The 24,399-nt window shown below is 71.5% G+C and carries 24 protein-coding genes; 7 read left to right on the plus strand and 17 right to left on the minus strand.

Annotation, left to right across the window (positions count from 1 at the left end; translation table 11 throughout):
* Positions 1-163 precede the first annotated feature (163 nt).
* Positions 164-889: a ribonuclease PH gene (gene rph / locus IG64_RS07255; protein WP_037853288.1), complete on the minus strand. Its 726-nt coding sequence runs from the start codon at positions 887-889 to the stop codon at positions 164-166.
* 98 nt (positions 890-987) lie between these two features.
* The gene (locus tag IG64_RS07260; RefSeq protein ID WP_018105617.1) at positions 988-1,221 is read right to left on the minus strand and encodes a glucose PTS transporter subunit EIIB; all 234 of its coding nucleotides are present in this window, start codon (positions 1,219-1,221) and stop codon (positions 988-990) included.
* Positions 1,222-1,413: 192 nt separating this feature from the next.
* Here IG64_RS07260 and IG64_RS07265 point away from each other — a divergent pair, with 192 nt between their 5' ends.
* Together IG64_RS07265 and IG64_RS07270 are read left to right on the plus strand one after the other, a co-directional pair.
* Complete coding sequence (locus IG64_RS07265; protein ID WP_037853292.1) at positions 1,414-2,718, plus strand: PTS transporter subunit EIIC; 1,305 nt, start codon at positions 1,414-1,416, stop codon at positions 2,716-2,718.
* 165 nt (positions 2,719-2,883) lie between these two features.
* A complete protein-coding gene (locus IG64_RS07270) occupies positions 2,884-4,140 on the plus strand; it encodes a PTS transporter subunit EIIC (protein WP_037853294.1) in 1,257 nt (418 codons plus the stop codon).
* 81 nt (positions 4,141-4,221) lie between these two features.
* On the opposite strand, the gene IG64_RS07275 is transcribed toward IG64_RS07270, so the two are convergent.
* A complete protein-coding gene (locus tag IG64_RS07275; RefSeq protein WP_037853296.1) occupies positions 4,222-4,974 on the minus strand; it encodes an MBL fold metallo-hydrolase in 753 nt (250 codons plus the stop codon).
* Positions 4,975-5,186: 212 nt separating this feature from the next.
* On the opposite strand from IG64_RS07275, the gene IG64_RS07280 reads away from it, so the two are divergent.
* Positions 5,187-5,642, plus strand: coding sequence for a type II toxin-antitoxin system PemK/MazF family toxin (locus tag IG64_RS07280; RefSeq protein ID WP_037853297.1), 456 nt, complete (start codon positions 5,187-5,189; stop codon positions 5,640-5,642).
* Between the two features lie 104 nt (positions 5,643-5,746).
* On the opposite strand, the gene IG64_RS07285 is transcribed toward IG64_RS07280, so the two are convergent.
* From IG64_RS07285 to clpS, 9 genes are all read right to left on the minus strand, one after another.
* Positions 5,747-6,244: a hypothetical protein gene (locus IG64_RS07285; protein WP_037853299.1), complete on the minus strand. Its 498-nt coding sequence runs from the start codon at positions 6,242-6,244 to the stop codon at positions 5,747-5,749.
* Positions 6,245-6,413: 169 nt separating this feature from the next.
* Positions 6,414-8,489, minus strand: coding sequence for a putative Ig domain-containing protein (locus IG64_RS07290; RefSeq protein ID WP_037853301.1), 2,076 nt, complete (start codon positions 8,487-8,489; stop codon positions 6,414-6,416).
* Positions 8,490-8,778: 289 nt separating this feature from the next.
* On the minus strand, positions 8,779-9,729 hold the full coding sequence (locus IG64_RS07295) for a PLP-dependent cysteine synthase family protein (RefSeq protein ID WP_037853302.1): 951 nt from the start codon (positions 9,727-9,729) through the stop codon (positions 8,779-8,781).
* A gap of 15 nt (positions 9,730-9,744) precedes the next feature.
* Positions 9,745-10,023 (minus strand): MoaD/ThiS family protein, encoded by a 279-nt coding sequence (locus IG64_RS07300; RefSeq protein ID WP_037853304.1) that lies wholly within the window; start codon positions 10,021-10,023, stop codon positions 9,745-9,747.
* 120 nt (positions 10,024-10,143) lie between these two features.
* Entirely contained in the window at positions 10,144-10,239 is a 96-nt protein-coding gene (locus IG64_RS43045) for a putative leader peptide (protein ID WP_324609559.1), read from the minus strand.
* 90 nt (positions 10,240-10,329) lie between these two features.
* Positions 10,330-10,752 (minus strand): Mov34/MPN/PAD-1 family protein, encoded by a 423-nt coding sequence (locus IG64_RS07305; protein ID WP_037853305.1) that lies wholly within the window; start codon positions 10,750-10,752, stop codon positions 10,330-10,332.
* Positions 10,753-10,938: 186 nt separating this feature from the next.
* Complete coding sequence (locus tag IG64_RS07310; protein WP_037853306.1) at positions 10,939-12,360, minus strand: amino acid permease; 1,422 nt, start codon at positions 12,358-12,360, stop codon at positions 10,939-10,941.
* 356 nt (positions 12,361-12,716) lie between these two features.
* Positions 12,717-13,325: a DUF2017 domain-containing protein gene (locus IG64_RS07315; protein WP_037853309.1), complete on the minus strand. Its 609-nt coding sequence runs from the start codon at positions 13,323-13,325 to the stop codon at positions 12,717-12,719.
* A 66-nt stretch (positions 13,326-13,391) separates the two neighbouring features.
* Positions 13,392-13,709, minus strand: coding sequence for an ATP-dependent Clp protease adapter ClpS (gene clpS, locus IG64_RS07320; protein ID WP_037853313.1), 318 nt, complete (start codon positions 13,707-13,709; stop codon positions 13,392-13,394).
* An 88-nt stretch (positions 13,710-13,797) separates the two neighbouring features.
* Between clpS and IG64_RS07325 the strand changes: the two genes are divergently transcribed.
* Positions 13,798-15,144, plus strand: a complete 1,347-nt coding sequence (locus IG64_RS07325; RefSeq protein WP_037853314.1) for a nicotinate phosphoribosyltransferase — start codon at positions 13,798-13,800, stop codon at positions 15,142-15,144.
* Positions 15,145-15,226: 82 nt separating this feature from the next.
* A complete protein-coding gene (locus IG64_RS07330; RefSeq protein WP_037853316.1) occupies positions 15,227-15,814 on the plus strand; it encodes an isochorismatase family protein in 588 nt (195 codons plus the stop codon).
* A 17-nt stretch (positions 15,815-15,831) separates the two neighbouring features.
* Here the strand turns inward: IG64_RS07330 and IG64_RS07335 are convergent, their stop codons facing one another.
* Positions 15,832-16,179: a hypothetical protein gene (locus tag IG64_RS07335; protein WP_037853318.1), complete on the minus strand. Its 348-nt coding sequence runs from the start codon at positions 16,177-16,179 to the stop codon at positions 15,832-15,834.
* A 121-nt stretch (positions 16,180-16,300) separates the two neighbouring features.
* Positions 16,301-18,649, minus strand: coding sequence for an immune inhibitor A domain-containing protein (locus tag IG64_RS07340; protein ID WP_037853319.1), 2,349 nt, complete (start codon positions 18,647-18,649; stop codon positions 16,301-16,303).
* Between the two features lie 390 nt (positions 18,650-19,039).
* Here IG64_RS07340 and IG64_RS07345 point away from each other — a divergent pair, with 390 nt between their 5' ends.
* Positions 19,040-19,366 (plus strand): hypothetical protein, encoded by a 327-nt coding sequence (locus IG64_RS07345; RefSeq protein WP_037853321.1) that lies wholly within the window; start codon positions 19,040-19,042, stop codon positions 19,364-19,366.
* Positions 19,367-19,378: 12 nt separating this feature from the next.
* Here the strand turns inward: IG64_RS07345 and IG64_RS07350 are convergent, their stop codons facing one another.
* Positions 19,379-20,248: an RDD family protein gene (locus tag IG64_RS07350; protein ID WP_037853325.1), complete on the minus strand. Its 870-nt coding sequence runs from the start codon at positions 20,246-20,248 to the stop codon at positions 19,379-19,381.
* Positions 20,249-20,452: 204 nt separating this feature from the next.
* Positions 20,453-22,156 carry an RDD family protein gene (locus IG64_RS07355; protein WP_037853326.1) on the minus strand — a complete coding sequence of 568 codons (1,704 nt, stop codon included), beginning with the start codon at positions 22,154-22,156 and terminating at the stop codon, positions 20,453-20,455.
* A gap of 290 nt (positions 22,157-22,446) precedes the next feature.
* Between IG64_RS07355 and IG64_RS07360 the strand changes: the two genes are divergently transcribed.
* Positions 22,447-22,860, plus strand: a complete 414-nt coding sequence (locus tag IG64_RS07360) for an SsgA family sporulation/cell division regulator (RefSeq protein WP_037853328.1) — start codon at positions 22,447-22,449, stop codon at positions 22,858-22,860.
* 10 nt (positions 22,861-22,870) lie between these two features.
* Here IG64_RS07360 and IG64_RS07365 read toward each other — a convergent pair whose 3' ends face one another.
* Positions 22,871-24,277 (minus strand): FAD-binding oxidoreductase, encoded by a 1,407-nt coding sequence (locus IG64_RS07365; RefSeq protein ID WP_037853331.1) that lies wholly within the window; start codon positions 24,275-24,277, stop codon positions 22,871-22,873.
* Positions 24,278-24,399 lie beyond the last annotated feature (122 nt).

Genomic DNA, 24,399 nt, shown 5'->3' on the forward strand with positions numbered 1-24,399 from the left:
GGTGGCCGGGCGCATGGCTGTGGTGCCGTACGCCCGTACCCGTAGGGACGCCGGGCGCGGGAGACGGGTTGCGTCCGCGCGGCTCCCTTTCTTGATGTTCCCTTTACTCTTCGGAACTCCCGGGGCGCGGCGCCCGCCGGGCTGTTCCCGGGGCGCTCGCGCGCTACTTCTCGAGCGCCGCCCGCTGGATCGCGGCGAGGTCGGTGCAGCCGGCCACGGCGAGGTCGAGCAGGGCGTTCAGTTCGTCGCGGGCGAAGGGTTCGGCCTCGGCGGTGCCCTGGACCTCGACGAAGCGGCCGTCGCCGGTGCAGACGACGTTCATGTCGGTGTCGGCGCGCACGTCCTCCTCGTAGCAGAGGTCCAGCATGGGGACGCCGCCGATGATCCCGACGGAGACGGCGCTGACGGTGCCGGTCAGCGGCTGGCGGCCGGTCTTGATCAGCTTCTTGCCCTGGGCCCAGGCGACGGCGTCGGCGAGTGCCACGTAGGCGCCGGTGATGGCTGCGGTGCGGGTGCCGCCGTCGGCCTGGAGGACGTCGCAGTCGAGGACGACGGTGTTCTCACCGAGGGCCTTGTAGTCGATGACGGCGCGCAGCGAGCGGCCGATGAGGCGGCTGATCTCGTGGGTGCGGCCGCCGATGCGGCCCTTGACGGATTCGCGGTCGCCGCGGGTGTTGGTGGCGCGGGGCAGCATGGCGTACTCGGCGGTGACCCAGCCCTCGCCGCTGCCCTTGCGCCAGCGCGGGACGCCTTCGGTGACGGAGGCGGTGCAGAGGACCCTGGTGTCGCCGAAGGAGACGAGGACGGAGCCTTCGGCGTGCTTGCTCCAGCCGCGTTCGATGGTGACGGGGCGGAGCTGGTCGGGGGTGCGGCCGTCGATTCGAGACATGGGGCGAGCCTAGTGCCCCGCGAGGAAGGGGCTCCTCCCGCGTCGGGAAGAGCCCCTTGAGGGTGAACCGCCGGGTCCTCGGGCGGGACCCGCGGGGTTCACATCATGTCTTCGATGTCCGCGGCGATCGGGTCGGCGTCGGTGCCGATGACGACCTGGATGGCGGTGCCCATCTTGACGACGCCGTGGGCGCCGGCGGCCTTGAGGGCGGCCTCGTCGACCTTGCTCGGGTCGACGACTTCGGTGCGGAGGCGGGTGATGCAGCCCTCGACCTCTTCGATGTTCTCGATGCCGCCGAGCCCGGCAACGATCTTCTCAGCCTTGCTGGCCATGTTCTGTCTCCCTGATCCGAACCGCTTTGTCGCAGTAACCCACAGTTGGCCCATCTTCGCGAGCGGTCGCGCCGTGGGTGCCCCATGATGGCGTTCACGACAGCGGAACCGTCCGTCAACTGGTCTACACCACCGTTGGCGCGGTGGCCAAACGCGGTGCCGCGCCGTGGAGCGGAGCCTCGGGAGGGCGTCATGAGTGCCGGCAGCGCGGGCGGTGCGGACGTCGGGACCTCTGCTGTGCGGGAGCGCTGGAACGCCCTGTTCCAGGGCTTGCAGAAGATGGGCCGCAGTCTCCAGTTGCCGATCGCGGTGCTGCCGGCCGCGGGGATCCTGAACCGGCTGGGGCAGCCGGACGTGTTCGGCAAGGACGGGCTGGGCTGGGTCGACGTCTCCAAGGTGATGGCGGGGGCGGGCGGCGCGCTGCTCGACGGGCAGCTGGGGCTGCCGATGCTGTTCTGCGTCGGTGTGGCGATCGGGATGGCGAAGAAGGCGGACGGTTCGACGGCGCTGGCGGCGGTGACGGGCTTCCTCGTCTACTACAACGTGCTGCACCAGTTCCCGACCAAGTGTCCGGCGGGGGCGCGGGTGATCGCGACGGGGTGCCAGGCGGCGGACGGGACGGTGACGGCGTTCACGTTCCAGAATCCGGGAATCTTCGGCGGGATCGTGATGGGGCTGCTGTCCGCTTTCTTCTGGCGGCGCTTCCACCGTACGAAGCTGGTGGACTGGCTCGGTTTCTTCAACGGGCGACGGCTGGTGCCGATCATCATGGCCTTCGTGGCGATCCTGTTCGCCGCCCTGTGCCTGTGGGTGTGGCCGCCGGTCGGCCGGGGTCTGGAGAGTTTCAGCGACTGGCTGAGCGCTGCCGGGGCGTGGGGTGCGGGTGTCTTCGGGCTGGCGAACCGGGCGTTGCTGGTGATCGGTCTGCACCAGTTCCTGAACGTGCCGATCTGGTTCCAGTTCGGCAGTTACACCGAGCCGGACGGGACGGTGGTGCACGGCGACATCAACATGTTCCTGGCGGGAGACCCGCACGCGGGGCAGTTCACCTCGGGTTTCTTCCCGATCATGATGTTCGCGCTGCCGGCGGCGGCCCTGGCGATCACGCACACCGCCCGGCCGGGCCGGCGCAAGGAGGTCGGCGGGCTGATGCTGTCGGTGGCGCTGACGTCGTTCGTCACGGGGATCACCGAACCGCTGGAGTACTCGTTCCTGTTCATCGCCCCGGTGCTGTACGCGGTGCACGCGGTGCTGACGGGGGTGTCGATGGCGGTGACGTGGGCGCTGGGCGTGCACGACGGGTTCAGTTTCTCGGCGGGGCTGATCGACTACGTCATCAACTGGAACCTGGCGACGCGGCCGTGGGCGATCGTCCCGATCGGGCTGTGCTTCGCCGTGGTGTATTACGGGGTCTTCCGATTTGCCATCACGAAGTTCGATCTGAAGACTCCTGGTCGGGAGCCCGAGGACGAGGTCGAGGACACCACGAAGGCCTGACGGGTCAAACCGGCGCGAAAGCGGCGCGCAAGGACCCTCGGGAGCCCGCACGGCGTGTAGTGGTCCGGTCGCGTTTTCGCGGGTTCCTTACGCCACCTTCATCGTGCTACAACAGGTCTACACCACTGAGTGGTGTAGACCACCACCCGATGGAGGACGGACGTTATGAGCACCGCCACCGCCGAGTCGACGGCGGCACCCGCGAAGAAGCGGGGATCAGGCCTGTTCCAGGGCCTGCAGAAGGTCGGCCGAAGCCTGCAGCTTCCGATCGCCGTGCTGCCGGCGGCCGGCATCATGGTCCGGCTGGGCCAGGATGACATCTTCGGCAAGGACGGCCTGGGCTGGGACAAGGTCGCCGCCGTGTTCAACAACGCGGGTGGCGCGCTGACCGGCTCCCTGCCGCTCCTGTTCTGCATCGGTGTGGCCATCGGTTTCGCCAAGAAGTCGGACGGTTCGACCGCGCTGGCCGCGGTGGTGGGCTTCCTCGTCTACAGCAAGGTCCTCGAGGCCTTCCCCCTGACCGAGCAGCACATCGAGAAGGGGAAGATAGTCGCGGCCACCTACAACAACCCGGGTGTGCTCGGCGGCATCATCATGGGTCTGCTGGCCGCGGTGCTGTGGCAGCGCTTCCACCGCACCAAGCTGGTGGACTGGCTCGGCTTCTTCAACGGCCGCCGCCTGGTGCCGATCATCATGGCCTTCGTCGGCATCGTGGTGGGCGTCGTCTTCGCCCTGATCTGGAAGCCGATCGGCACCGGCATCAGCGACTTCGGCGACTGGATGACCGGCCTCGGCTCGGGCGGCGCCGCCCTCTTCGGCGGCGTGAACCGCGCGCTGATCCCGGTCGGCATGCACCAGTTCGTGAACACCGTCGCCTGGTTCCAGCTCGGTGACTTCAAGAACTCCGCCGGTGAGATCGTGCACGGCGACATCACCCGCTTCCTCGCCGGCGACCCGTCCGCCGGTCTCTTCCAGTCCGGCTTCTTCCCGATCATGATGTTCGGCCTGCCGGCCGCCGCGCTCGCCATCGCGCACTGCGCCCGTCCCGAGCGCCGCAAGGTCGTGCTCGGCATGATGATCTCCCTGGCCGCGACCTCGTTCGTCACCGGTGTCACCGAGCCGATCGAGTTCTCCTTCATGTTCATCGCGCCGGTCCTGTACGTGCTGCACGCCGTGCTCACCGCCGCGTCGATGGCCATCACCTGGGGCCTGGGCGTGCACGACGGCTTCAACTTCTCCGCCGGCTTCATCGACTACGCGCTGAACTGGCACCTGGCGACGAAGCCGTGGCTGATCATCCCGATCGGACTGGTCTTCGCGGTCATCTACTACGTGACCTTCCGCTTCGCCATCATCAAGTTCAACCTCCCCACCCCGGGCCGCGAGCCCGAGGAGGAGGTGGAGGACCTCACCAAGGCGTGAGCCTCCCCGGAACGTGACGAGGCCCCCCGAGCCGCTGCGGCTCGGGGGGCCTCGTCGTGCGCCGGCGGACGGCCGCCCGCCTCAGATCTCGTACGTCGCCCCGGGCGCCGCCAGTTCGACCGGGCCGTCGTAGACCGCGCGGGCGTCGGTGAGGTTGATCTGGGGGTCGGTCCACGGCGGGATGTGCGTGAGGACCAGGCGGCGGGCGCGGGCGCGGGCGGCCGCCTCGCCGGCCTCGCGGCCGTTGAGGTGGAGGTCGGGGATGTTCTCCTTGCCGTCCGTGAAGGCCGCCTCGCACAGGAACAGGTCGGCGTCCCGGGCGAGTTCCTCCAGCGCTTCGCTGGTGCCGGTGTCACCGGAGTACGTCAGCGTCCGGCCGCCGTGTTCGAGCCGGATGGCGTACGCCTCCACGGGGTGGGCCACCCGCTCGGTGTGCACGGTGAAGGGGCCGATGTCGAAGGTGCCCGGCTTGACCGTGTGGAAGTCGAAGACCTCGCTCATCGAGGAGGCGGTGGGCGTGTCGGCGTAGGCCGTGGTCAGCCGGTGCTCGGTGCCCTCGGGGCCGTGGACGGGGAGCGGGTCGCAGCGTCCGCCCTCGTGCCGGTAGTAGCGCGCGACGAAGTAGGCGCACATGTCGATGCAGTGGTCGGCGTGCAGGTGGCTCAGGAAGATCGCGTCGAGGTCGTAGAGACCGCAGTGGCGCTGCAGCTCGCCGAGGGCGCCGTTGCCCATGTCGAGGAGCAGCCGGAAGCCGTCGGCCTCTACGAGGTAGCTCGAGCAGGCCGATTCCGCGGACGGGAACGACCCCGAGCAGCCGACGACGGTGAGCTTCATGGAGCAGAAACCTCCGCTGGCGGGAAAGATACAGAAGGTGACGGGGGTCGTGCGGTCCGTCGAGCGTAAGGCGCGCGAGGGCGGGTCGCTCCTTCGGCAAGGTCGGTTGTGGGCGAACTCACCTGTGGTGTCACCGGTTCGGCTGGACGTGGGGCGCATGAGGTGCGGAAGAGGGCGCGCACGGACCCCTGCGCGCCGGTAACGTCGTCCTTATGGACACGTCCTGGTGGCTGGCGCTCGCGGCGGTGGTACTGCTGGCGCTCGTCGCCACGCTCGTCGACGGGTGGGGCCGGGGCCGCCGTCCCGCGGGGCGCAGGTCCCGTCCGCCGGGGCGTCCGGAGGGCCGGGGCGCCGTGGCGCGTCCGCGGCCCGCGGAGATCTGGTGGGCGACCGTGCCCTACGAGGAGGGTCCCGGCTCGAAGGACCGGCCCTGTCTGGTGCTGTCCGTGCACGGCAAGCGCGCCCGGGTCGCGAAGATCACCAGCAGGTACCGTGACGAGCGGGCGGGGGTGATCCCGTTGCCGCCCGGCTCGGTGGGGGACGCGCAGGGGCGGACGAGCTTCCTGGAGACCGACGAGGTGCGGGAGGTGCCCGTGTGGGACTTCCGGCGCCGGGTGGGGGTCGTGGACCCGGTGCTCTGGGACCAGGTGCGCTACCTGGCCGGGTGAGACGGACGGCGGTGACCGCCCGTAGACCGTGGACCTCCCGTACTCGCCCCGGACCGGCCGTACGCCGTGAACTGCCCGTACGCCGCGAACCGCCCCTGCGTCTCTCATGGCTCCGTCACCTTCACGGTGACCGTCCACTCCTGGATGCCCTGGCAGGAGACCCTGCCGGGGGCGGTGGCGCACAGCGGGCGTGAGGCGGTGAGGCGGGCGGTGCCGGGAGCCGTGGCGGTGTAGGCGGCGAGGGCGTCGCCGGGCAGGATCACGATGCCCGCGTCGGCGCCCTTGAGGACGGTGCCGGTGGCCCTGACCGGCGTCCAGGGGCGTTCCTTGGTGCCGTCCAGGGTCAGGCGCAGGTAGCCGCCGACGGTGAGGCAGAGGGTGCGGCCGGAGTCCGCGGCGGTGAGGTCGGCGTGGGCGGTGCAGCCTGGCGCGGGCGGCCGGGCGGTGGAGGGGGAGGCGCCGCCGCTCCCCGGGGCCGTGGCACTCGCCGGTCCCCCCGTGCCCTTGCCGTCCTGCTGGGTGCCGCAGCCGGCGAGGAGCAGGGCGGCCGCCGCCGCGGCGGCGGTCGCGGCGGTGGTGCGGTGGAGCGTCGTACGGCGCATGGGGCGTCCGCCTTTCTGCAGTCCCGTTCCGGGTGCCCGGTGGGCCGGGAACCCGGTGCCCTGGTGCCGATGTGACGTTCCTCCAGCACATCAGGATCCCCGCGCACGCGCACGCCGGGGCCCCGGCCGGATCACCGGCCGGGGCCCCTCCCCCGCTGCGTCCGGTGGCTCAGCTGGTGCTCAGCGCCGTGTCGTCGACGACGAAGCTGGTCTGCAGGGAGGCGTCCTCCGTGCCGCTGAACTTCAGCGTGACCGTGGAGCCCGCCAGGGAGGACAGGTCGAGGGACTTCTGGACGTAGCCGGAGGCCGCGTCGGCGTTGGAGTACGTCGCCAGGGTCTTCGAGCCCGCGGTCACCGTCAGCTTGTCGTAGGCGGTGCTGCCGCTCTCCGCGGTGTCGACGTGCAGGTAGAAGGTGAGGACCGCCTTGCAGCCTGCTGGGATCGTCACCGTCTGGGACAGGGCGTCGGTGTGCGAGGTGCCGTAGCCGTCGAGCCACGCCTTGTAGGAACCGCTGTGGGCGGGCTCGCCGCTGTCGGTGGTGATGACGCCGCTGGAGGCGGTCCAGGAGGCGGTGCCGGACTCGAAGCCCGGGTTGGCCAGCAGCTGGGACGCGGTGCAGGTGCCGCCCCCGCCGGTGCCGACCGTCCAGGTGAACGAGGTGGAGCCGGAGGCGCCGGTGGAGTCCTTCGCGGTGACCGTGACCTGGTAGGTGCCGGCGGTGGAGGCGGTGCCGGTGATCAGGCCGGTGGAGCTGTTGACGGACAGGCCGGTGGGCAGGCCGGTGGCGCTGTAGGTGAGTGCCGCGCCGGCGCTGTCGGCGGCCTTGATCTGGAGGCTGACCGAGCCGCCGGTGGTGGTCGACTGGCTGCCGGGGTTGGTGACGGTCACCGTGTTGCCGGTGCCACCGCCGCCGGACGTGAAGGCGGTCGTGCCGTTCGGGGTGCCCCAGCCGGTCGGGCCGTCGTAGCCGGCGGCCGCCCTGCAGAAGTACGCGGTGGAGCAGGAGCCGTTGGAGCCGCTGGTCACGTCGTACAGGTTGCCGGTGTGGGTGTAGGGGTACTTCGCCGGGTAGTCGCTCGCGCCCGGGGTGCCCGCGAGGGCGTAGACGCCGGCGATGATCGGGGCGGAGGCACTGGTGCCGCCGTAGACCGCCCAGCCGGAGCCGCCGTAGGTGTCGTAGACGGCGACGCCGGTGGCCGGGTCGGCGACCGCGGAGACGTCGGCCTCCATCCGCTTGGTGCAGCCGGTGTCGGTCTGCCAGCTCGGCTTGGGGTCGTAGGCCGAGCAGCCGGAGCCGGTGCCCTCGGTGGAGTTGGTGTTCCACACCGACTCGCTCCAGCCGCGGGAGCTGGAGGAGGCGGTGAGGGCGGTGCCGCCGACGGCGGTCACGTACTGGGAGGTCGCCGGGTACTCGGCGCCGTAGCCGGAGTCGCCGGCCGAGACGGTGATCGCGACGCCCGGGTGCTTGAAGTACTGGGTGTCCTCGGTGGTCTGGGAAGACGCCTCGGAGCCGCCCCAGCTGTTGGAGACGAACTTGGCGCCGAGGGCGACGGCCTCGTTCTCGGCCGTGCCGAGGTCGGTGTCGTTCGCGGAGTTCGCCTCGACCAGGATGATGCTGCAGTTCGGGCAGACCGCGCTGACCATGTCGATGTCGAGCGCTTCCTCACCGGCCCAGCCGCTGTCGTTGGTCGGCAGGGAGGTGGTGGAGCCGGTCTGGCTGACCTGCTTGAAGCAGCCGTTGGCCTTGGTGCAGGCCGACAGGCCGTACGTCGAGCGGTAGGTGGCCAGGTCGGACTCGGCGTTGGGGTCGTTGTAGGCGTCGACCACGGCGACCGTCAGGCCGGAGCCGCCCGTGCTGGGCAGGTTGTAGGCGCTGTGCAGGTTGGCCGGGGAGAGGCCGGAGGGCGCTGCGGCGGCGAGCGCGGAGGCGAGCCGCTGCTTGATGTCGGTGCGGCGCTGGGCGAAGCAGGAGGCCTCGCCGGGCCGGGCGTCGGCGCACAGCCGGGTGGTGGGAACCTTCTGGCCGGCCCTGCCGGTGGTGTGGAAGGTCTGCCGCTCGGGGGCCGTGAGGGCCCGCGCGTTCTGGGCGGTCCTCGTGGTGTGGGGGTGGGCGGCGGCGGGCTGGGCCGCACCGGCGGTCGGTGCCGCGACGAACCCGGTGACCGTGAGGGCGAGGGCGGGGAAAGCGACGGCGAGGAGTCTGCGCAGACTCCGTCTCCGGCTGCTCGGGCGTGACTCACGCATGACGGTACTGCCTCCGTTGACGTGGGGATGCGCACTGGTCGGGCAGCCCGTGACGCGCGTAGCGGCGGCGACCGCGCAGTCATGAGCATGACACCTGACACCCCGGGATCTCACGTGTTCGTGACATGTCAGGGTGCGCCAGGAACGTAGCCCCGGGCCGCCGGGACGCGGCAGTACCGGAGGGAATTCTTTGCCCCTCCATAGGATGAGATTGGCCCCCTCGTGGGAGGGGGCTGGGGCGTGCTTGAGACGGGCCGGACCCCTCCGCGGGAGGGGTCCCGGGCGGACGTCAGGCCCAGAGCTGGCCCTGGAGCGTCGCGATGGCCTCCTCGGTGGTGGCCGCCGTGTAGACACCGGTGGACAGGTACTTCCAGCCGCCGTCGGCGACGACGAAGACGATGTCGGCGCTCTCCCCCGCCGTGACGGCCTTGCGGCCGACGCCGATCGCGGCGTGCAGCGCGGCGCCGGTGGAGACGCCCGCGAAGATGCCCTCCTGCTGCAGGAGTTCACGGGTGCGGGTGACCGCGTCGGCGGAGCCGACCGAGAAGCGGGTGGTGAGGACGGAGGCGTCGTACAGCTCGGGGACGAAGCCCTCGTCGAGGTTGCGCAGGCCGTACACCAGGTCGTCGTAGCGCGGTTCGGCGGCGACGATCCTCACGTCCGGCTTGTGCTCGCGCAGATAGCGCCCGACACCCATCAGCGTGCCGGTGGTGCCCAGGCCCGCCACGAAGTGGGTGACGGAGGGCAGGTCGGCGAGGATCTCCGGACCGGTGGTCGCGTAGTGGGCGCCGGCGTTGTCCGGGTTGCCGTACTGGTAGAGCATCACCCAGTCGGGGTGTTCGGCGGACAGCTCCTTGGCGACCCGCACGGCGGTGTTGGAGCCGCCCGCGGCCGGGGAGGAGATGATCTGAGCCCCCCACATGCCGAGCAGGTCCCGGCGCTCCTGGGAGGTGTTCTCGGGCATCACGCACACCATGCGGTAGCCCTTGAGCTTGGCCGCCATGGCGAGCGAGATGCCGGTGTTGCCGCTGGTCGGTTCGAGGATCGTGCAGCCCGGGGTGAGACGGCCGGCCTTCTCCGCCTGCTCGATCATGTGCAGGGCGGGGCGGTCCTTGACCGAGCCGGTCGGGTTGCGGTCCTCCAGCTTCGCCCAGATGCGGACGTCGGCGGACGGCGACAGCCGCGGCAGGCGCACCAGAGGGGTGTTGCCCACCGCGGCCAGCGGGGAGTCGTAGCGCATCGCTGCTCAGCGGCCTCAGCGCATGCCGCCGGCGACGGCCGGCAGGATCGTCACGTTGTCGCCGTCGGCGAGCTTGGTGTTGATGCCGTCCAGGAAGCGGACGTCCTCGTCGTTCAGGTACACGTTGACGAAGCGGCGCAGCTGCTCACCGTCCACGATGCGCGCCTGGATGCCCGGGTGCCGGGCCTCGAGGTCGGCGAAGAGCGCGGCGAGGGTCTCCCCGTTGCCCTCCACCGCTTTGTGCCCGTCGGTGTAGGTGCGGAGGATGGTCGGGATGCGGACCTCGATGGCCATGGTTGCGGGCTCCTGTCAGGAAGGTGTCGTCGGATCGGGGGGCGCGCGTCGTGAGGCCCCCAGGCGTTCGCCCCTGGGGGAGCGCCGCGGCTCACGGCCGTACGGCGGCGGCAGGGAACGTCAACAGATGGCGCTGTTCAACCTGCACAGGTCGACGTGCAGCCGCGCCACGAGCAGCGTGCCCGGGATGTCGTCGCTCACGTCGTGAAGAACCATGGGCTCATCGTATCGATTCCCGGTCCGGTCCCCGGAGTGTGATCTCATCCTTCGGACGGAATACATCCGCGCTGCGAGACGGCGGCCCGTTCAGTACGCCTCGACGACCTTGACCTCCTCCTCGCTGACCTCGCCCTCCACGATGCGGAACGAGCGGAACTGGAACTCGCCCGCGCCGTCGGTGTCGGCGGTGGACACGAGGACGTAGTGGGCGCCGGGCTCGTTGGCGTAGGAGATGTCGGTGCGGGAGGGGTGGGCCTCGGTCGCCGTGTGGGAGTGGTAGATGATCACCGGCTCCTCGTCGCGGTCGTCCATCTCGCGGTAGAGCTTGAGCAGGTCCTGCGAGTCGAACTCGTAGAAGGTGGGCGAGCGGGCCGCGTTCAGCATGGGGATGAACCGCTCGGGGCGGCCGGCGCCGACGGGTCCCGCGACCACGCCGCACGCCTCGTCGGGGTGGTCGGCGCGGGCGTGGGCGACGATCTGGTCGTAGAGCGCCTGGGTGATGGTCAGCATGGGCCAAAGGATAGACAGGGAACCAGAAGGGGCCGGCGCGTCCGGCAGGGGGGCGGTGCGTGACGGGCGGGCCGCCCCGTACCGGGGAACGGTACGGAACGGCCCATATGACGGACGTCCTGAGCGGCGGCCGGAGCGGGTCCCACGGGAATCCGCTCCGGCCGGACGTCCGGGTTCCGGTGCCGGTCAGCGCTTGCGGAAGGCGGCGGCCTGCGGGTTGCGGCGCTTGAGCACCAGGTAGGCGACGGCGAGGACCAGTCCCCACAGCGGCGCGCAGTACAGCGAGACGCGGGCGTCCTTGTCGATGCCCATCAGGACGATCACCATGCCGATGAAGGCGAGCGCGAACCAGCTGGCCAGCGGCGCGCCGGGGGCGCGGAACTCCGACTTGGGCAGCTCGCCGCGGTCGGATTTGGCGCGGTAGCGGATCTGGCAGACCAGGATGACGATCCAGGCCCACATGCCGGAGATGGTGGCGAAGGAGACGACGTAGTCGAACGCCTTGCCCGGCCACTGGTAGTTGATCCACACGCCGACCAGCATCAGCGCGGCGGAGAAGGTGGTCCCGACGAGCGGGGTGCCGCTGCGGGTCAGCCTGGTGAAGAACTGCGGGCCCTGGCTGTTGAGCGCGAGGTCGCGCAGCATGCGGCCGGTGGAGTACATGCCCGAGTTGCAGGAGGACAGGGCGGCGGTGAGGACGACGAAGTTGACGATGCCGGCGCCGGCGGGCAGGCCCATCTTCTGGAAGGCGACCACGAAGGGGCTCGCGCCGGCGTGGAAGCTCGTCCACGGCACGACCGAGAGGATCATGATCAGCGCGCCGATGTAGAAGACGGCGATGCGCCACGGCACGGTGTTGATCGCCCGGGGCAGCACGGTCCTGGGGTTCTTCGACTCGCCCGCCGTCACACCGACCAGCTCGACGGCGAGGAAGGCGAACATGACCATCTGGAGGGTCATCAGGGTGCTGCCGACGCCGTGCGGGAAGAAGCCGCCCTCGTTCCACAGGTGCGCCACGGTGGCGGTGTCGCCGGCGTCGGAGAAGCCGATCGTCAGGATGCCCGCGCAGATCAGGATCATGCCGATGATGGCGGTGACCTTGACCATGGAGAACCAGAACTCCAGCTCGCCGAAGAGCTTCACGGAGATCAGGTTGGCGCCGTAGAGGACGACGGTGAAGACCAGGGCCGACACCCATTGCGGGATGTCGAACCAGTACGTCATGTAGGCCGCCGCGGCGGTGACCTCGGTGATGCCGGTGACGACCCAGAAGAGCCAGTACGTCCAGCCGGTCACGAAGCCCGCGAAGGGGCCGATGAACTCGCGGGCGTACTCGGAGAAGGAACCGGAGACCGGGCGGTACATCAGCAGCTCGCCGAGCGCCCGCATGATGAGGAAGATGACGAAGCCGGCCACCGCGTAGGCGAGGATCAGGCTGGGTCCGGCCTTGGAGATGCCCTTGCCCGCACCGAGGAACAGGCCGGTGCCGATGGCGCCGCCGATGGCGATCATCTGGATCTGCCGGGCGCCGAGCCCGCGCTGGTACCCCTCGCCGTCCTGCACGGCCTCTTTGCCGCCGTGGTCTTGCTCGACCTGCGCTGAGGTCATGTGTCGTGCGCCTTTCTCCATGCCGACCCGGGCCGTTCGTCGGCCGCGGATCGGGTCTCGATCCCCCCGGACTGAAATGGAGTGAGCGGGCCCGGCCTCACCGGACTCGTTCATGCCTGGCCGGCGGTTGCCGGCTCGGTGGCGCACCCGGGCGAACGTGGGTGGTGTTCGCCGGGCGGTCGTGAAGATTTATCACGGCCGCAACAAAGATCGCAGGGTGACGTGTGGCACACGGCACAACGAGAAGCGGACAAAACCCACTCGAACGCCTCATACCATCGGATCGTATTGACGCGATCGTTATGCGGATTTGAGCGTCCTCTGAGCGAACACGCAATCCGTGCAGACCGGTGGAATCAGGGCATGAGGGTGGAGACGAGGGTCTCCTGGAGGCCGCCCAGCCACAGGTACGCCATCACCATCGGCTTGCGCGGGTCCTCGTCCGGCAGCCGGTAGAGGTCGTCCGCGTCGTCCTCGTCGCCGATCTCCAGCCGGGAGGCGATGGCCAGGCGCAGGTCGTTGAGGGCGCCCAGCCAGCGCCGGGACTCCTCCTGCGACAGCTTCAGCACCGCCCCGCCCGCACCGGCCGCCGACAGCTCGTTGAGCGAGTGGATCACCGCGAGGGCGTTCTCACGCTTGCCCGCGCGCAGGTCGTTCTCGGTGTAGCGGCGGAACTCCGAGGCGTGCGCGCGCTGCTCGGCGGCCTCCTCGGCGCCGGCGGGCGGCTGCTGAGGATCGCCGTAGGCGTCCGGGAAGAGCCGCCTGAGCACCGGATCGGCGGGCGGCTCGCTCGGGCCCTCGGCGAACAGCTCGGCCAGCGGGTCGGCGGGTTTCTCGTCCTCGGCCGGGCCGGGGCCGATCAGCTCCAGGAGCTGCACGGCCAGCGAGCGGATGATGGAGATCTCGACGTCGTCGAGGGCGACGGCCGCGCCGCCGCCGGGGAGCGGTTCGAAGTGTCCAGGCATGGAGGGGGTTCGCTGCTTCCGGTCCGGGCTCGTCGTCGGCGCCCAGGGCGCCGCTCGTTCACGTGGCTACTTGCGGTCCTGCTGGAGGGTGGCCCACAGACCGTAGCCGTGCATGGCCTGGACGTCCCGTTCCATCTCCTCGCGGGTGCCGCTGGAGACGACCGCCCGGCCCTTGTGGTGGACGTCGAGCATGAGCTTGGTGGCCTTGTCCTTCGAGTACCCGAAGTACGTCTGGAAGACATAGGTGACGTAGCTCATCAGATTGACGGGATCGTTGTGGACGATCGTCACCCAGGGGACGTCGGGCTCGGGTACGGCGAAGACCTCCTCCGCCGGCTCGGTCTTCTCGATCTCGATGGGTGCGGCTGCCGTCACATGGCCCATGCTGCCACCACAGGGGGGTGGGAGCACAAATGAGCAGGCCGCGTCCGTAAATCGTCAGACTGACGAAATGGGAGTACGATTCTCGGTCATGAACACAGCGGACCTTGGGCTGCCGGTGGACGTTCCCTCGACGGCGCTCTTCACCGACCACTACGAGCTGACCATGCTGCAGGCCGCCCTGCGGGCCGGGACCGCCGAGCGGCGCAGTGTCTTCGAGGTCTTCACCAGGCGCCTGCCCGAAGGCCGCCGCTACGGCGTCGTGGCCGGAACCGGACGGGTGCTGGACGCGGTGGAGAACTTCCGCTTCGACGCCGACGTGCTCGGCTTCCTGCGCGAGCGGCGGGTCGTGGACGAGGCGACCCTCGAGTGGCTGGCCGGCTACCGGTTCAGCGGCGACATCTGGGGCTACCCCGAGGGCGAGGTCTACTTCCCCGGCTCGCCGGTGCTGCGGGTGGAGGGCACCTTCGGCGAGTGCGTGCTGCTGGAGACCGTGATCCTGTCGATCCTCAACCACGACTCCGCCATCGCCGCCGCCGCCTCGCGGATGGCCTCGGCCGCCGGGGAGCGCCCGCTGATCGAGATGGGGGCCCGCCGCACCCACGAGCTGGCCGCCGTGGCCGCCTCCCGCGCCGCCTACGTCGGCGGCTTCGCCACCACCTCCGACCTGGCCGCCGGCTTCCGCTACAACATCCCCACCGTCGGCACCTCGGCGCACGCCTTCACGCTGCTGCACGACAACGAGCGCGACGCCTTCCAGGCCCAGGTGGACTCGCTGGGCCGGGACACGACGCTGCTGGTGGACACCTACGACGTCGCCGAAGCCGTGCGGACGGCCGTGGAGGTGGCCGGGCCCGAGCTGGGCGCGGTGCGCATCGACTCCGGCGACCTGCTGCTGGTCGCGCACCGGGTGCGGCAGCAGCTGGACGAGCTGGGCGCCCGGGACACGAAGATCGTCGTGACCTCCGACCTCGACGAGTACGCCATCGCCTCGCTCGCCGCGGCGCCCGTGGACGCGTACGGCGTCGGCACCCAGCTGGTCACCGGGTCCGGGCACCCGACCTGCTCCATGGTCTACAAGCTGGTCGCCCGGGCCGAGTCCGCCGACCCGCGCGCCCCGCTGACGCCGGTGGCGAAGAAGTCCAGCGGCGGCAAGACCTCCATCGGCGGCCGCAAGTGGGCGGCGCGCCGCCTGGACGCGTACGGGATCGCGGAGACCGAGGTGGTGGGCACCGGCGAGGTGCCCACCGACCTGGCCGACCGGCAGTTGCAGGTCGAGCTGGTCAAGGGCGGCGAGGTCGTCGGCCGCGAGCCGCTGGACGTCGTACGGGACCGGCACGTCGCGGCCCGCGCCGGACTGCCGCTGTCGGCCACCCAGCTCTCGCGCGGGGAACCCGTCCTCCCGACGGAGTACGTCACCGGGGGCTCGGGTAGCTAAAGCGCGTGCCCGCGCCCGCCCCCGTACGCCCCCGTCCCCACGACCGACCGACCCGACCGCCGACAGCCGAAGGACACCCACCATGCGCCGCGCCTTGATCGTCGTCGATGTGCAGAACGACTTCTGCGAGGGGGGCAGCCTCGCGGTGGCCGGCGGTGCCGACGTGGCCGCCGCGATCACCGAGCTGATCGGGCAGGCCCCGGCCGGTTACCGGCACGTGGTGGCCACCCGCGACCACCACATCGCCCCCGGCGGGCACTTCGCCGACGACCCCGACTACGTACGCTCCTGGCCCGCACACTGCGTGGCGGGCACGGAGGGCGTGGGCTTCCACCCCAACTTCGCCCCCGCCGTCGCCTCCGGCGCGATCGACGCCGTCTTCGACAAGGGCGCGTACTCGGCCGCGTACAGCGGCTTCGAGGGCGCCGACGAGAACGGCGTGCCGCTGGCCGAGTGGCTGCGGGCCAGGGAGATCGACGAGGTCGACGTGGTGGGGATCGCCACCGACCACTGTGTGCGGGCCACCGCGCTGGACGCGGCGCGGGAGGGTTTCCGCACCCAGGTCCTGCTGGACCTCACCGCCGGGGTGTCCGCGCAGAGCACCGAGCGGGCGCTCGAGGAGCTGCGGCAGGCGGGCGTCGAGCTGACGGGCAAGCCCGTCGTCGCCTGACCCGCGCGGGGCCCCGCTCACGCCTGGGCGGGCGTGCGGCGGCGCAGCAGGGCCCGGATGGGGTGCCACAGCTCCGGCGGGCCGACGGGAGCGCCGCCGACAGCGTTGTCGGGGGAGGTGCGCCAGAGGAGGCCGTCGGGGTGGTGCAGGACCGCGGTGATCTCGTCGGGGCTGGGCGGGGCGGTGTTGCCCCGCAGGTAGACGGCGCGCAGGCCCAGGTTCCGCAGCCGGGTCAGGGCGCGGGCGCGGTTGTGCGCGTGGACGAGCACGCGGACGCCGCCGAGGCCGTCGGGGGCGGGGCTGGGCAGGTTGAGGGCCACCACGACGGTGCCGTTCGGCAGCTTGCTGAAACCTCCTGCGGCCATGCGGTCACTTCCCCGTTCCGGTCGGTGTCAATAAGAGAGCCACAGCAGGCACCTAAACACGATCGGCGGCAACCCGCCAGAGGGTTGCCGCCGATACGCGTTTGACCTGCGCTTTTTGCCTTTACTTCACCGCGCGGCCGACTTCGAGCTCGATCGTGGAGCCGTCGTGGGCCTCCTTGGTGATCTCGATCCGGGTGTTGGTGTCAGTGATCTTGACACCGCCGGCCGGGTTCGCCGGGTCGTAGTACGTGCTGGTGTGGTCGTTGAAGACCGGCACGCCCTTGGACGACTTGATCCGGGTGGTGACGTCCGCCTTGTGCAGGGTGATGCCGTCGGTGCGGAAGCGGCTGAACGGCGAGTCGTAGGCCTGCACGCGGTTGCGCATCAGGGTGCCGTCGGACCACTTCAGGGCGCCCGGGTGCGAGTCGACCGGGAGGATCAGACCGGTGCCCGGGTGGACGCTGGTGTTGTTGTCCGCCTGGGAGGTGTCGTACTTCCAGATCAGCAGGCCGTTCTGGTACGGGTAGTGCTCGACCCAGTCGGGGCGCTTGGCCGAACCGAAGTTGTACGGGCCGGTCTTCAGCGTGGTGTCGTACGAGACGTACTGGCGGTTCTCCGCGATGTAGTACTGCTCGTAGTCCTTGGTGAAGGACGCGCCGATGCGGGAGAAGCCCTTCGCCGTCCAGGCCGGGTCGGCGGTCTCGGCGTTGTCCGAGAAGAGCGCCGCGCCGTCGGCGGTCAGCGTGATGTCGTCGGCCGCGAAGCCCTTGAGCGCCGCGCCGCCGTCCGTCTGGTAGCGGAAGCGGAGCTGGATCTTCTGGCCCGCGTAGGCGTCCAGCGGGTACGACAGCTTCTTGTAGGCGTCGACCGAACCGGTCAGGGCCGGCTTGTCGCTGCCGTCGCGGGGGATGGCCTGGCCGTCCACCGTGCCGTCCAGCGCGGTCCAGTTGGCGCCGCCGTCGGTCGAGACCTCGGTGTAGAGGAAGTCGTAGTTGGCCTCGATGTCGTACCACCCGTCGAGGGAGAGGGCGGCCGACTTCTTGCCGGTGAGGTCGACGGAGCGGGTCAGGGTGTTCTTCAGGTCGTCGCCGCTGCCGCTCCACCACTGGGTGGCGCCCTGCGCGGGCTTGACGACCTCGGTGGTGACCGCCTTGTCGGGCAGCGAGACCACCACGGCCTGCCGGTACTTGGTGTTGTACTCGGACACACCCAGCTTGTGCCAGGACTTCACGCCCGCCTTGGCGGTGTCGAAGTTCAGCCAGCCGAGCCGCATCTTGTCCCAGGCGTTCATGTCACCGGGCAGGTCGCCGATGGCGTCCTCGCCGCGGCCGAGCCAGGAACCGGAGGACATCAGCGTCCAGAAGCCGGTGGAGTTCTCGCCGCCGGCGGTGTCGTACTCGTCCGGCAGGCCGAGGTCGTGGCCGTACTCGTGCGCGTAGACGCCGAGTCCGCCGTTCTCCGGCTGGATGGTGTAGTCGCCGACCCAGATGCCGGTGTCACCGATCTGCGCGCCGCCGAGCTTGTTGTCCGAGGGGCCGGTGGAGCCGGCGTCGGTGCCGTAGGCGTACCAGCGGTGGGCCCAGATCGCGTCGGTGCCCTGGACGCCGCCGCCCGCGGACTCGTCCTCGCCCGCGTGCACGATCTGGAAGTGGTCGATGTAGCCGTCCGGCTCGTTGAAGTTGCCGTCGCCGTCGTAGTCGTAGCGGTCCCACTGGTCGTACTTGGCCAGGTCCGCCTTGATCGCGGCGTCCGACTTGCCGGCCGCCTTCTGCTGCGCCACCCAGGCGTTGACGCCGTCGCTGACGACGTTCCACACGCTGGAGCAGTTGGTGGAGCCGCAGTAGTTCGAACCGTAACGGGCCTCGTTGTAGGGGACCTTGACCCAGTCCGAGACCTCGCCGTCCACCGAGTAGCGGCCCGAGGACTGCTTCTCGTAGTACTTCTTGACCGACTCGGTGTTCTTGCCGGTGCCGAAGTACAGGTCCTGGAAGTGCTTCTGGTCGTAGTCCTTCTGCCAGGCCGTCGAGTTGTCCTTCTGACGGTCCGGCGCGGCTATCTGGTTGTGCAGCGGCCCGGGGGTGCCGCCGTACTTCGGGTCCGTCTTGTCACCGAACTCGACCAGGATGGTGAAGATCTTGTCGGTCTTCTCCCGGCCCATCTCGACGTACTTGGTGTCGCCCTTCTTGCCCTTGAGGCCGACGACCTTCGAACCGTTGCGGTCCTGGATCTTGGCCTTGCCGGAGATGACCTGGCTGAGGGCCTCCTGGCGCTGGGCCTCCTGGGTCTTGCTCAGCGGACCGTCGAGGTTGTGCTCGTGCTGTCCGGCCGCCTGCGGGTCGTGCCGGTCCACGGTGGCGGAACCGGCCGTGGTGGCGGCCTCGGCGACGGCGAACGTCGAGAACGTGGCGGTGGCCGCCGCGAGCGCGACACCGATCGCGGCCGCTCTGAACGTCCAGGGTCTACTGGTCACTTGCTGTCCTCCCCTGACGCGCCCGTACGCGCGGAAGGGGGGCCTCTGAGGCACGAGAAAGTCCGCGCGCGATCAACGCGTGTTAGTCAAGTGACGACATTTGACTAGAGGTTTACGAGAAAAGACAGACCTTGACTTGGACAGTTCAAGTGCACTATGCGGAGGCGGCGTTCGCTTTGCGGACGGACGAGGGCCGGGGCGGGCCGGCACGCCGCGGCCGTGACTCCGTGCGCCCCCCGTGCACCGGCACCGTGGGTTAGGTCACGCTTACCGGCCGTTCCTCGCGGGCATCCAGGGGATTACAGTCGATTGGCACCACGCCCGGAAGCCGGTGGAAAGCCAGGCCGGCCCGCTGTCGCACCCCCGAAATCTTCCGAGGACACGATTGCCATGCCTCGTCCGACCGCCGCACAGCTCGCCTACGGTTCCTGCACCGTGATCTGCTCGACGCTCGCCATGCTGCTGCTGTCGCAGACGAGTTCGGGCCTCGGGATCGCCGTCATCGCCCTCGCGGCCCTCGCGCTGGGGCTCCTGGTCGCCATGACGGTACCGCTGCCGAAGGCGCGCGCGTCGGCCGCCGCGGCGAGCGGGGCTTCCGGGACCGCCGTCACGGCCCCCGCGGCGGCGCCGGCCGGCGGGCAGGCGCGGGTGGCGGCGCGACGGGAGACCGTCTCCGCCGGTGCGGAGCCGGGCCAGGGCCCGGCGACGGCCGCCTGACGCGGCGCCGGCTCACCGGCCGGTGCCCGTGCTGACCACCACCGTCTTGGCCGCCTTGTCGTGCAGGCCCTGCTTGTAGGGCCGGTCGAAGTAGCTCCAGCCGCCGCAGACCGCGAGCCACAGGCAGGCGCAGCAGAACCAGAACGGGACCCAGAGAACCGCGGCGCGCCCCAGTGCGGTGGCGGCGGAGGGCGTCGATCCGTCGCTCAGGTCGGCCACGCGCATGCCCAGCCACTTCTTGCCCAGCGTCTGCCCCGACCTGGCGGTCATGAAGGTGTCGTAGGCCAAGTAGAGCACGACACCGACCACCGACTGCCAGATGGACGTGCCCACCTCGACCTGGTCGGCGTTCATCGTCGACTCGTTGACGCGCAGCGCCCAGGTGACCACCCAGACCACGATGCCCACCAGGATCAGGTCGATGATCCGGGCCAGGGTGCGCCTGCCGCTCTCCGCGAGCGGGGGCATGCCGGCGAGCGGTCCGCCGGGGGGCGGGCCGCCGCCGTAAGGACCACCGCCGTAGGAGTCGCCCCCGTACGAGCCTCCGCCGTACGGGCCGCTGCCCTCATGGGAGCCCCCGCCGTAGGGTGGGCCGCCCTCGTACGGGTTGCCGCCGTGCGGGCCTCCGCCCTCGTGGGAGCCTCCGCCGTACGGGTCGCCGCCGCCGCTGTACGGATTGCCGCCGCCGTACGGGCTGCCGCCGCTTTCGGAGGGGCCGCTCGCGTACGGGTCACCGGGGCGCGGGGCGCCGGAGTGCGGGCCCTCGGGGTGCGGGTCCCCGCCCTGCGCGCCGTCGTCCGGCCGCGGCGGCCGGCCGCCGGGCGGGTGCGGGGGTCCGGAGCCGGCGGGCGGTTCGGAGCCGGGGGGCGGTTCGCTGCTCATGCGCCGAGTGGATCTCGAACGGGACGCAGCCGCATCCGGCGAGCCTCCGTACGGAGGACAGCGGGCACCCGCCGGAATGACGGCGGGGCCGACGGGGCCGGCCCGGCGAGGTGCCCACGGGGCGACAGGGTGAGGGGCCGACGGGAGGACGGGCCGCCAGGCGGGTGGGGCGGCGGCGCGGGGTGTCCTGCGCCGCCGTCCCGGTCACCCCGCCACGAACGTGTGCGCCGCCTTGTCGTGCCAGCACTGGCGCCAGGGCCGGTCGAACACGCACCACAGGACGCCCACGATCCCCACGCACAGCAGCCCCGGCACGCTGTAGACCAGCCAGCGGCGCAGTGCGGGAGCGAACGACGGGGGCTCGTGGCCCTCGATGTCCCGCACCTGCAGACCGCACAGCTTCTTGCCCGGCGTGCGGCCCCACTTGGCGGTGGGCAGCACCTCGTAGAGCACCCCGAAGAGCAGGAGGACGGCGAGGACGATGCCGAGGTACGCGGCCGTCGTGCCGTCCAGCAGCCAGACGGTGACCGTACGGCCGGACAGCTTGGCCGCGTCGATCTTCTCGTCCACGTGGTCGGCCGCCTTGGCGCCGAGCGGGACGGCGGCCACGGCGGTGACGCCCGCGAGGACCACGGTGTCGACCAGGCGGGCGGCGAGACGCTTGCCCAGACCGGCGGGCCGCGCCGCCGCCTGTCGCCGGGCCGCGGCCTGGAAGAGGTCCTCGACCGGTGGTTTCCAGGGCGCGACGGGCTGCTCCTGGGCCGCCGGGACCGGACCCGCCCCCGCGCCCGCTCCGGCTACGGCCCCGGCTCCGGCTCCGGCTCCGGCTCCGGCGAGCTGGTGCACCTGCTGGGCCCAGGAGGCCTGGCCGCCGCCGGGTCCGCTGGTCACCGGGGCGGGCACGGAGCCGGGCATTCCGGCGGGCCGGGGCCCGGCGGACTGCGGAGGCACGACGGACTGCGGGGGCACGACGGACTGCGGAGGCACGGCGGACCGCTGGGGCGGCGGAGCGGCGGGAGAAGCGGGCGCGGGCACCGCGGGAGTGGCGGGGGCCACGCCCGCCGGGGGCTGGTTCTGCGCGGGGCCCTGGGCCTGCACCGGGCCCTGGGGCTGGGCGGGGCCCTGAGGCTGGGCGGCGGGCGCCTTCCCGGCGCCGGAGCCCGGACCGCCGGCCGCTCCCGGCGCGGACTGGCCCTGAGCGGGCACCGCGGGCCCGGACGCAGCCGGGCCCGTGCGGCCGTCGGGGCGGGGGACGGGACGGAAGGTCATGGTGCCGGCGTCCACGGGACCGCCCGGCCCGGGGACACCGGGCGCGGCCGGTGTGCCGGACGCACTGCCCGCCGGTGTGCCGGGCGCGCCGTCGGCCGCCGTCGGGCGCCGGAACACGAAGGTGCTCCCGGGCTCACCGCCGCCCCGGTCCTGCTCCCCCGCCGTGCGCTCCGCGCGGGCGGCGGGGCCTGCCGGACCGGCACCCGCGGGCGCGCTGGTGGGGGCGAGCCGGGGGTCGGGCCCGGCCGGGGCGCTCCAGGACCCGCCGCGGCCCTGGTCGCCGACGGGGCCGGACCGGCCGGCGTCGGCGGTCCACGGCGCGGCCGGCCCGGGCTGTCCGGCGGGCGCTGGACCGGCCGGGGCGGGCGCGGCCGAGGACCCCACTGCCGGGACGGGCCCGGCCGGGGGGTCCTCGTCGAAGAAGTGCGGACCGGTCGCCTCGACCTCCGGTACCGCGGGCCGGGCGGGCCGCACACCGGGCGGCGGGCTGAGCGGCTCGCCGTCGGCCGGTGCCGGCCGGCTGGTGCCCGGGACCCAGGAGGCGCCGTTCCAGTACCGGACGTATCCGGGGATGGACGGGTCCGGGTAGTACCCCTCGCGGGGCCTGTCATCGCCTGGTGCGGGGGTTGGGGCGCTCATGTCCGTCGTCCCGTATCTGCTCGGGGGTCGTCTTGGGGGCCTCCACATCTATCAGACCGGGGCAGCCGGCACGGCCCGTCCCGCCGGACCCACTCCTTTCCGGGCAACCTCGCACAGGTGCTCCACCTTTCGCGGGAGCGCGGGGGAAACGGCGGGCGGGCGGGAAAAAACTTCCGCGGACCCGCGTAATGCCCGGCGCCGGCCCGCCTCTGGACCGGTGCGGGTCCGTTCCGGGCCCGTACGCGGCACGCGTCACGCGGCACGCGTCACGAGCGGAGAGGACGAGAACCATGCGGCACACGGTGGTGGAGCGCGAACTGGAGCTGAGGCTGATCCTGTCGCCCGAGCGGGGGATCCCCGTGCCGGCGCGGCTGGCCTACCGCACCGATGACCCGTACGCCGTGCACATCGACTTCCACGTCGACTCCGGGCAGCCGGTGCACTGGGCGTTCGCCCGGGACCTGCTCGTGGAGGGGGTGTTCCGGCCGTGCGGGCACGGCGACGTGCGGGTGTGGCCGTCGAAGGCGGAGGGCCGCAGCGTCGTGCTGATGGCGCTCAGCTCACCGTCCGGGACGGCCCTGCTGGAGGCGCCGTCCGCGCAGGTGTCGTCGTGGCTGGAGCGCACCCTGCGGGTGGTGCCGCCGGGCACCGAGGGCGAACAGCTCGGCATCGACGCCGGGCTGGCCGGACTGCTCGCCCGGTGAGGGCGGGGGCTCAGAACAGTTTGCCGGGGTTGAGGATGCCGAGCGGGTCGAAGACCTGTTTGACGGCCCGCTGCATCTCGACCCCGACCGGGCCGATCTCGCGCGCCAGCCACTCCTTCTTCAGGACGCCCACGCCGTGCTCGCCGGTGATGGTGCCGCCGAGCCGCAGGCCCAGGGCCATGATCTCGTCAAAGGACTCGCGGGCGCGCCGGGACTCGTCGGGGTCCTGGGCGTCGAAGCAGACGGTGGGGTGGGTGTTGCCGTCGCCCGCGTGCGCGCAGACACCGATGGTGAGCTGGTACTTCTCGGCGATCTGTTCGACACCGTCGAGCATCTCGCCGAGCCGGGAGCGCGGGACGCACACGTCGTCGATCATCGTCGTGCCCGTGACCGCCTCCAGCGCGGTCAGCGCCAGCCGCCTCGCCTGGAGCAGCAGTTCGGACTCGGCGGCGTCCTCGGCGGGGACGACCTGGGTGGCACCCGCCGCCTCGCACAGCGCGCCCACGGCGGCGAGGTCGGCGGCGGGGTCGGGCGTGTCGAACGCGGCGAGCAGCAGGGCCTCGGTGGTCTCGGGCAGGCCCATGTGGGCGAGGGCGTTGACGGCCTTGACCGTCGTACGGTCCATGAGTTCGAGCAGCGACGGCACGTGGCCGCCCTCCATGATCCGGCACACCGCGTCGCAGGCGGCGGCCGCGGAGGCGAACTCGGCGGCGAGCACCAGTTGCCTCGGCGGCTGCGGTTTCAGTGCGAGGACGGCCCGGACGACGATGCCGAGGGAGCCCTCGGAGCCGACGAAGAGGCGGGTGAGGTCGTATCCGGCGACGCCCTTGGCGGTGCGCCGGCCGGTGGACATCAGGCGGCCGTCGGCGAGGACCACGTCGAGGCCGAGGACGTACTCGGCGGTGACCCCGTACTTCACGCAGCACAGGCCCCCGGAGGCGGTGCCGATGTTGCCGCCGATGGTGCACATCTCCCAGCTGGAGGGGTCCGGCGGGTAGTAGAGACCGTGCTCGTTCACCGCGCGGGAGAGGGCGGCGTTGACGACGCCCGGCTCGACGACCGCGATGCGGTCGACGGGATTGATCTCGAGGATCCGGTTCATCTTCGTCAGGGAGAGGACGATGCAGTCCTCGGAGGCGTTGGCCGCGCCGGACAGGCCCGTGCGGGCGCCCTGCGGGACGACCGGGACGCGCAGTTCGGTGGCGACCCGCATGACGTGCTGGACCTGTTCCACGGTGCGCGGCAGGACGACGACGGCCGGGGCGCCGGACGGGCAGAAGCTCGCCATGTCGTGGGCGTAGGAGGCCGTGACGTCGGGATCGGTGAGGACCGCCTCGGCCGGCAGGCCCGCCAGGAGCCGGTCGGTGAGGTTGGCCTCGGCTGCGTCGGGTGCGGCTTGGATACGGCTCACGATCACAGCGTCGCACCCGCGGCGACCGGTGGGAACCCCGTGACCGGCATCCCTGCGCCTGCCGGGTGGGAGGACCCGGCGGGTGGGAAGACGGCCCCGGCGCTGTCTCTTATACACATCTGACGCTG

The sequence above is a fragment of the Streptomyces sp. NRRL S-340 genome, assembly GCF_000720185.1.
Lineage (GTDB): Bacteria > Actinomycetota > Actinomycetes > Streptomycetales > Streptomycetaceae > Streptomyces.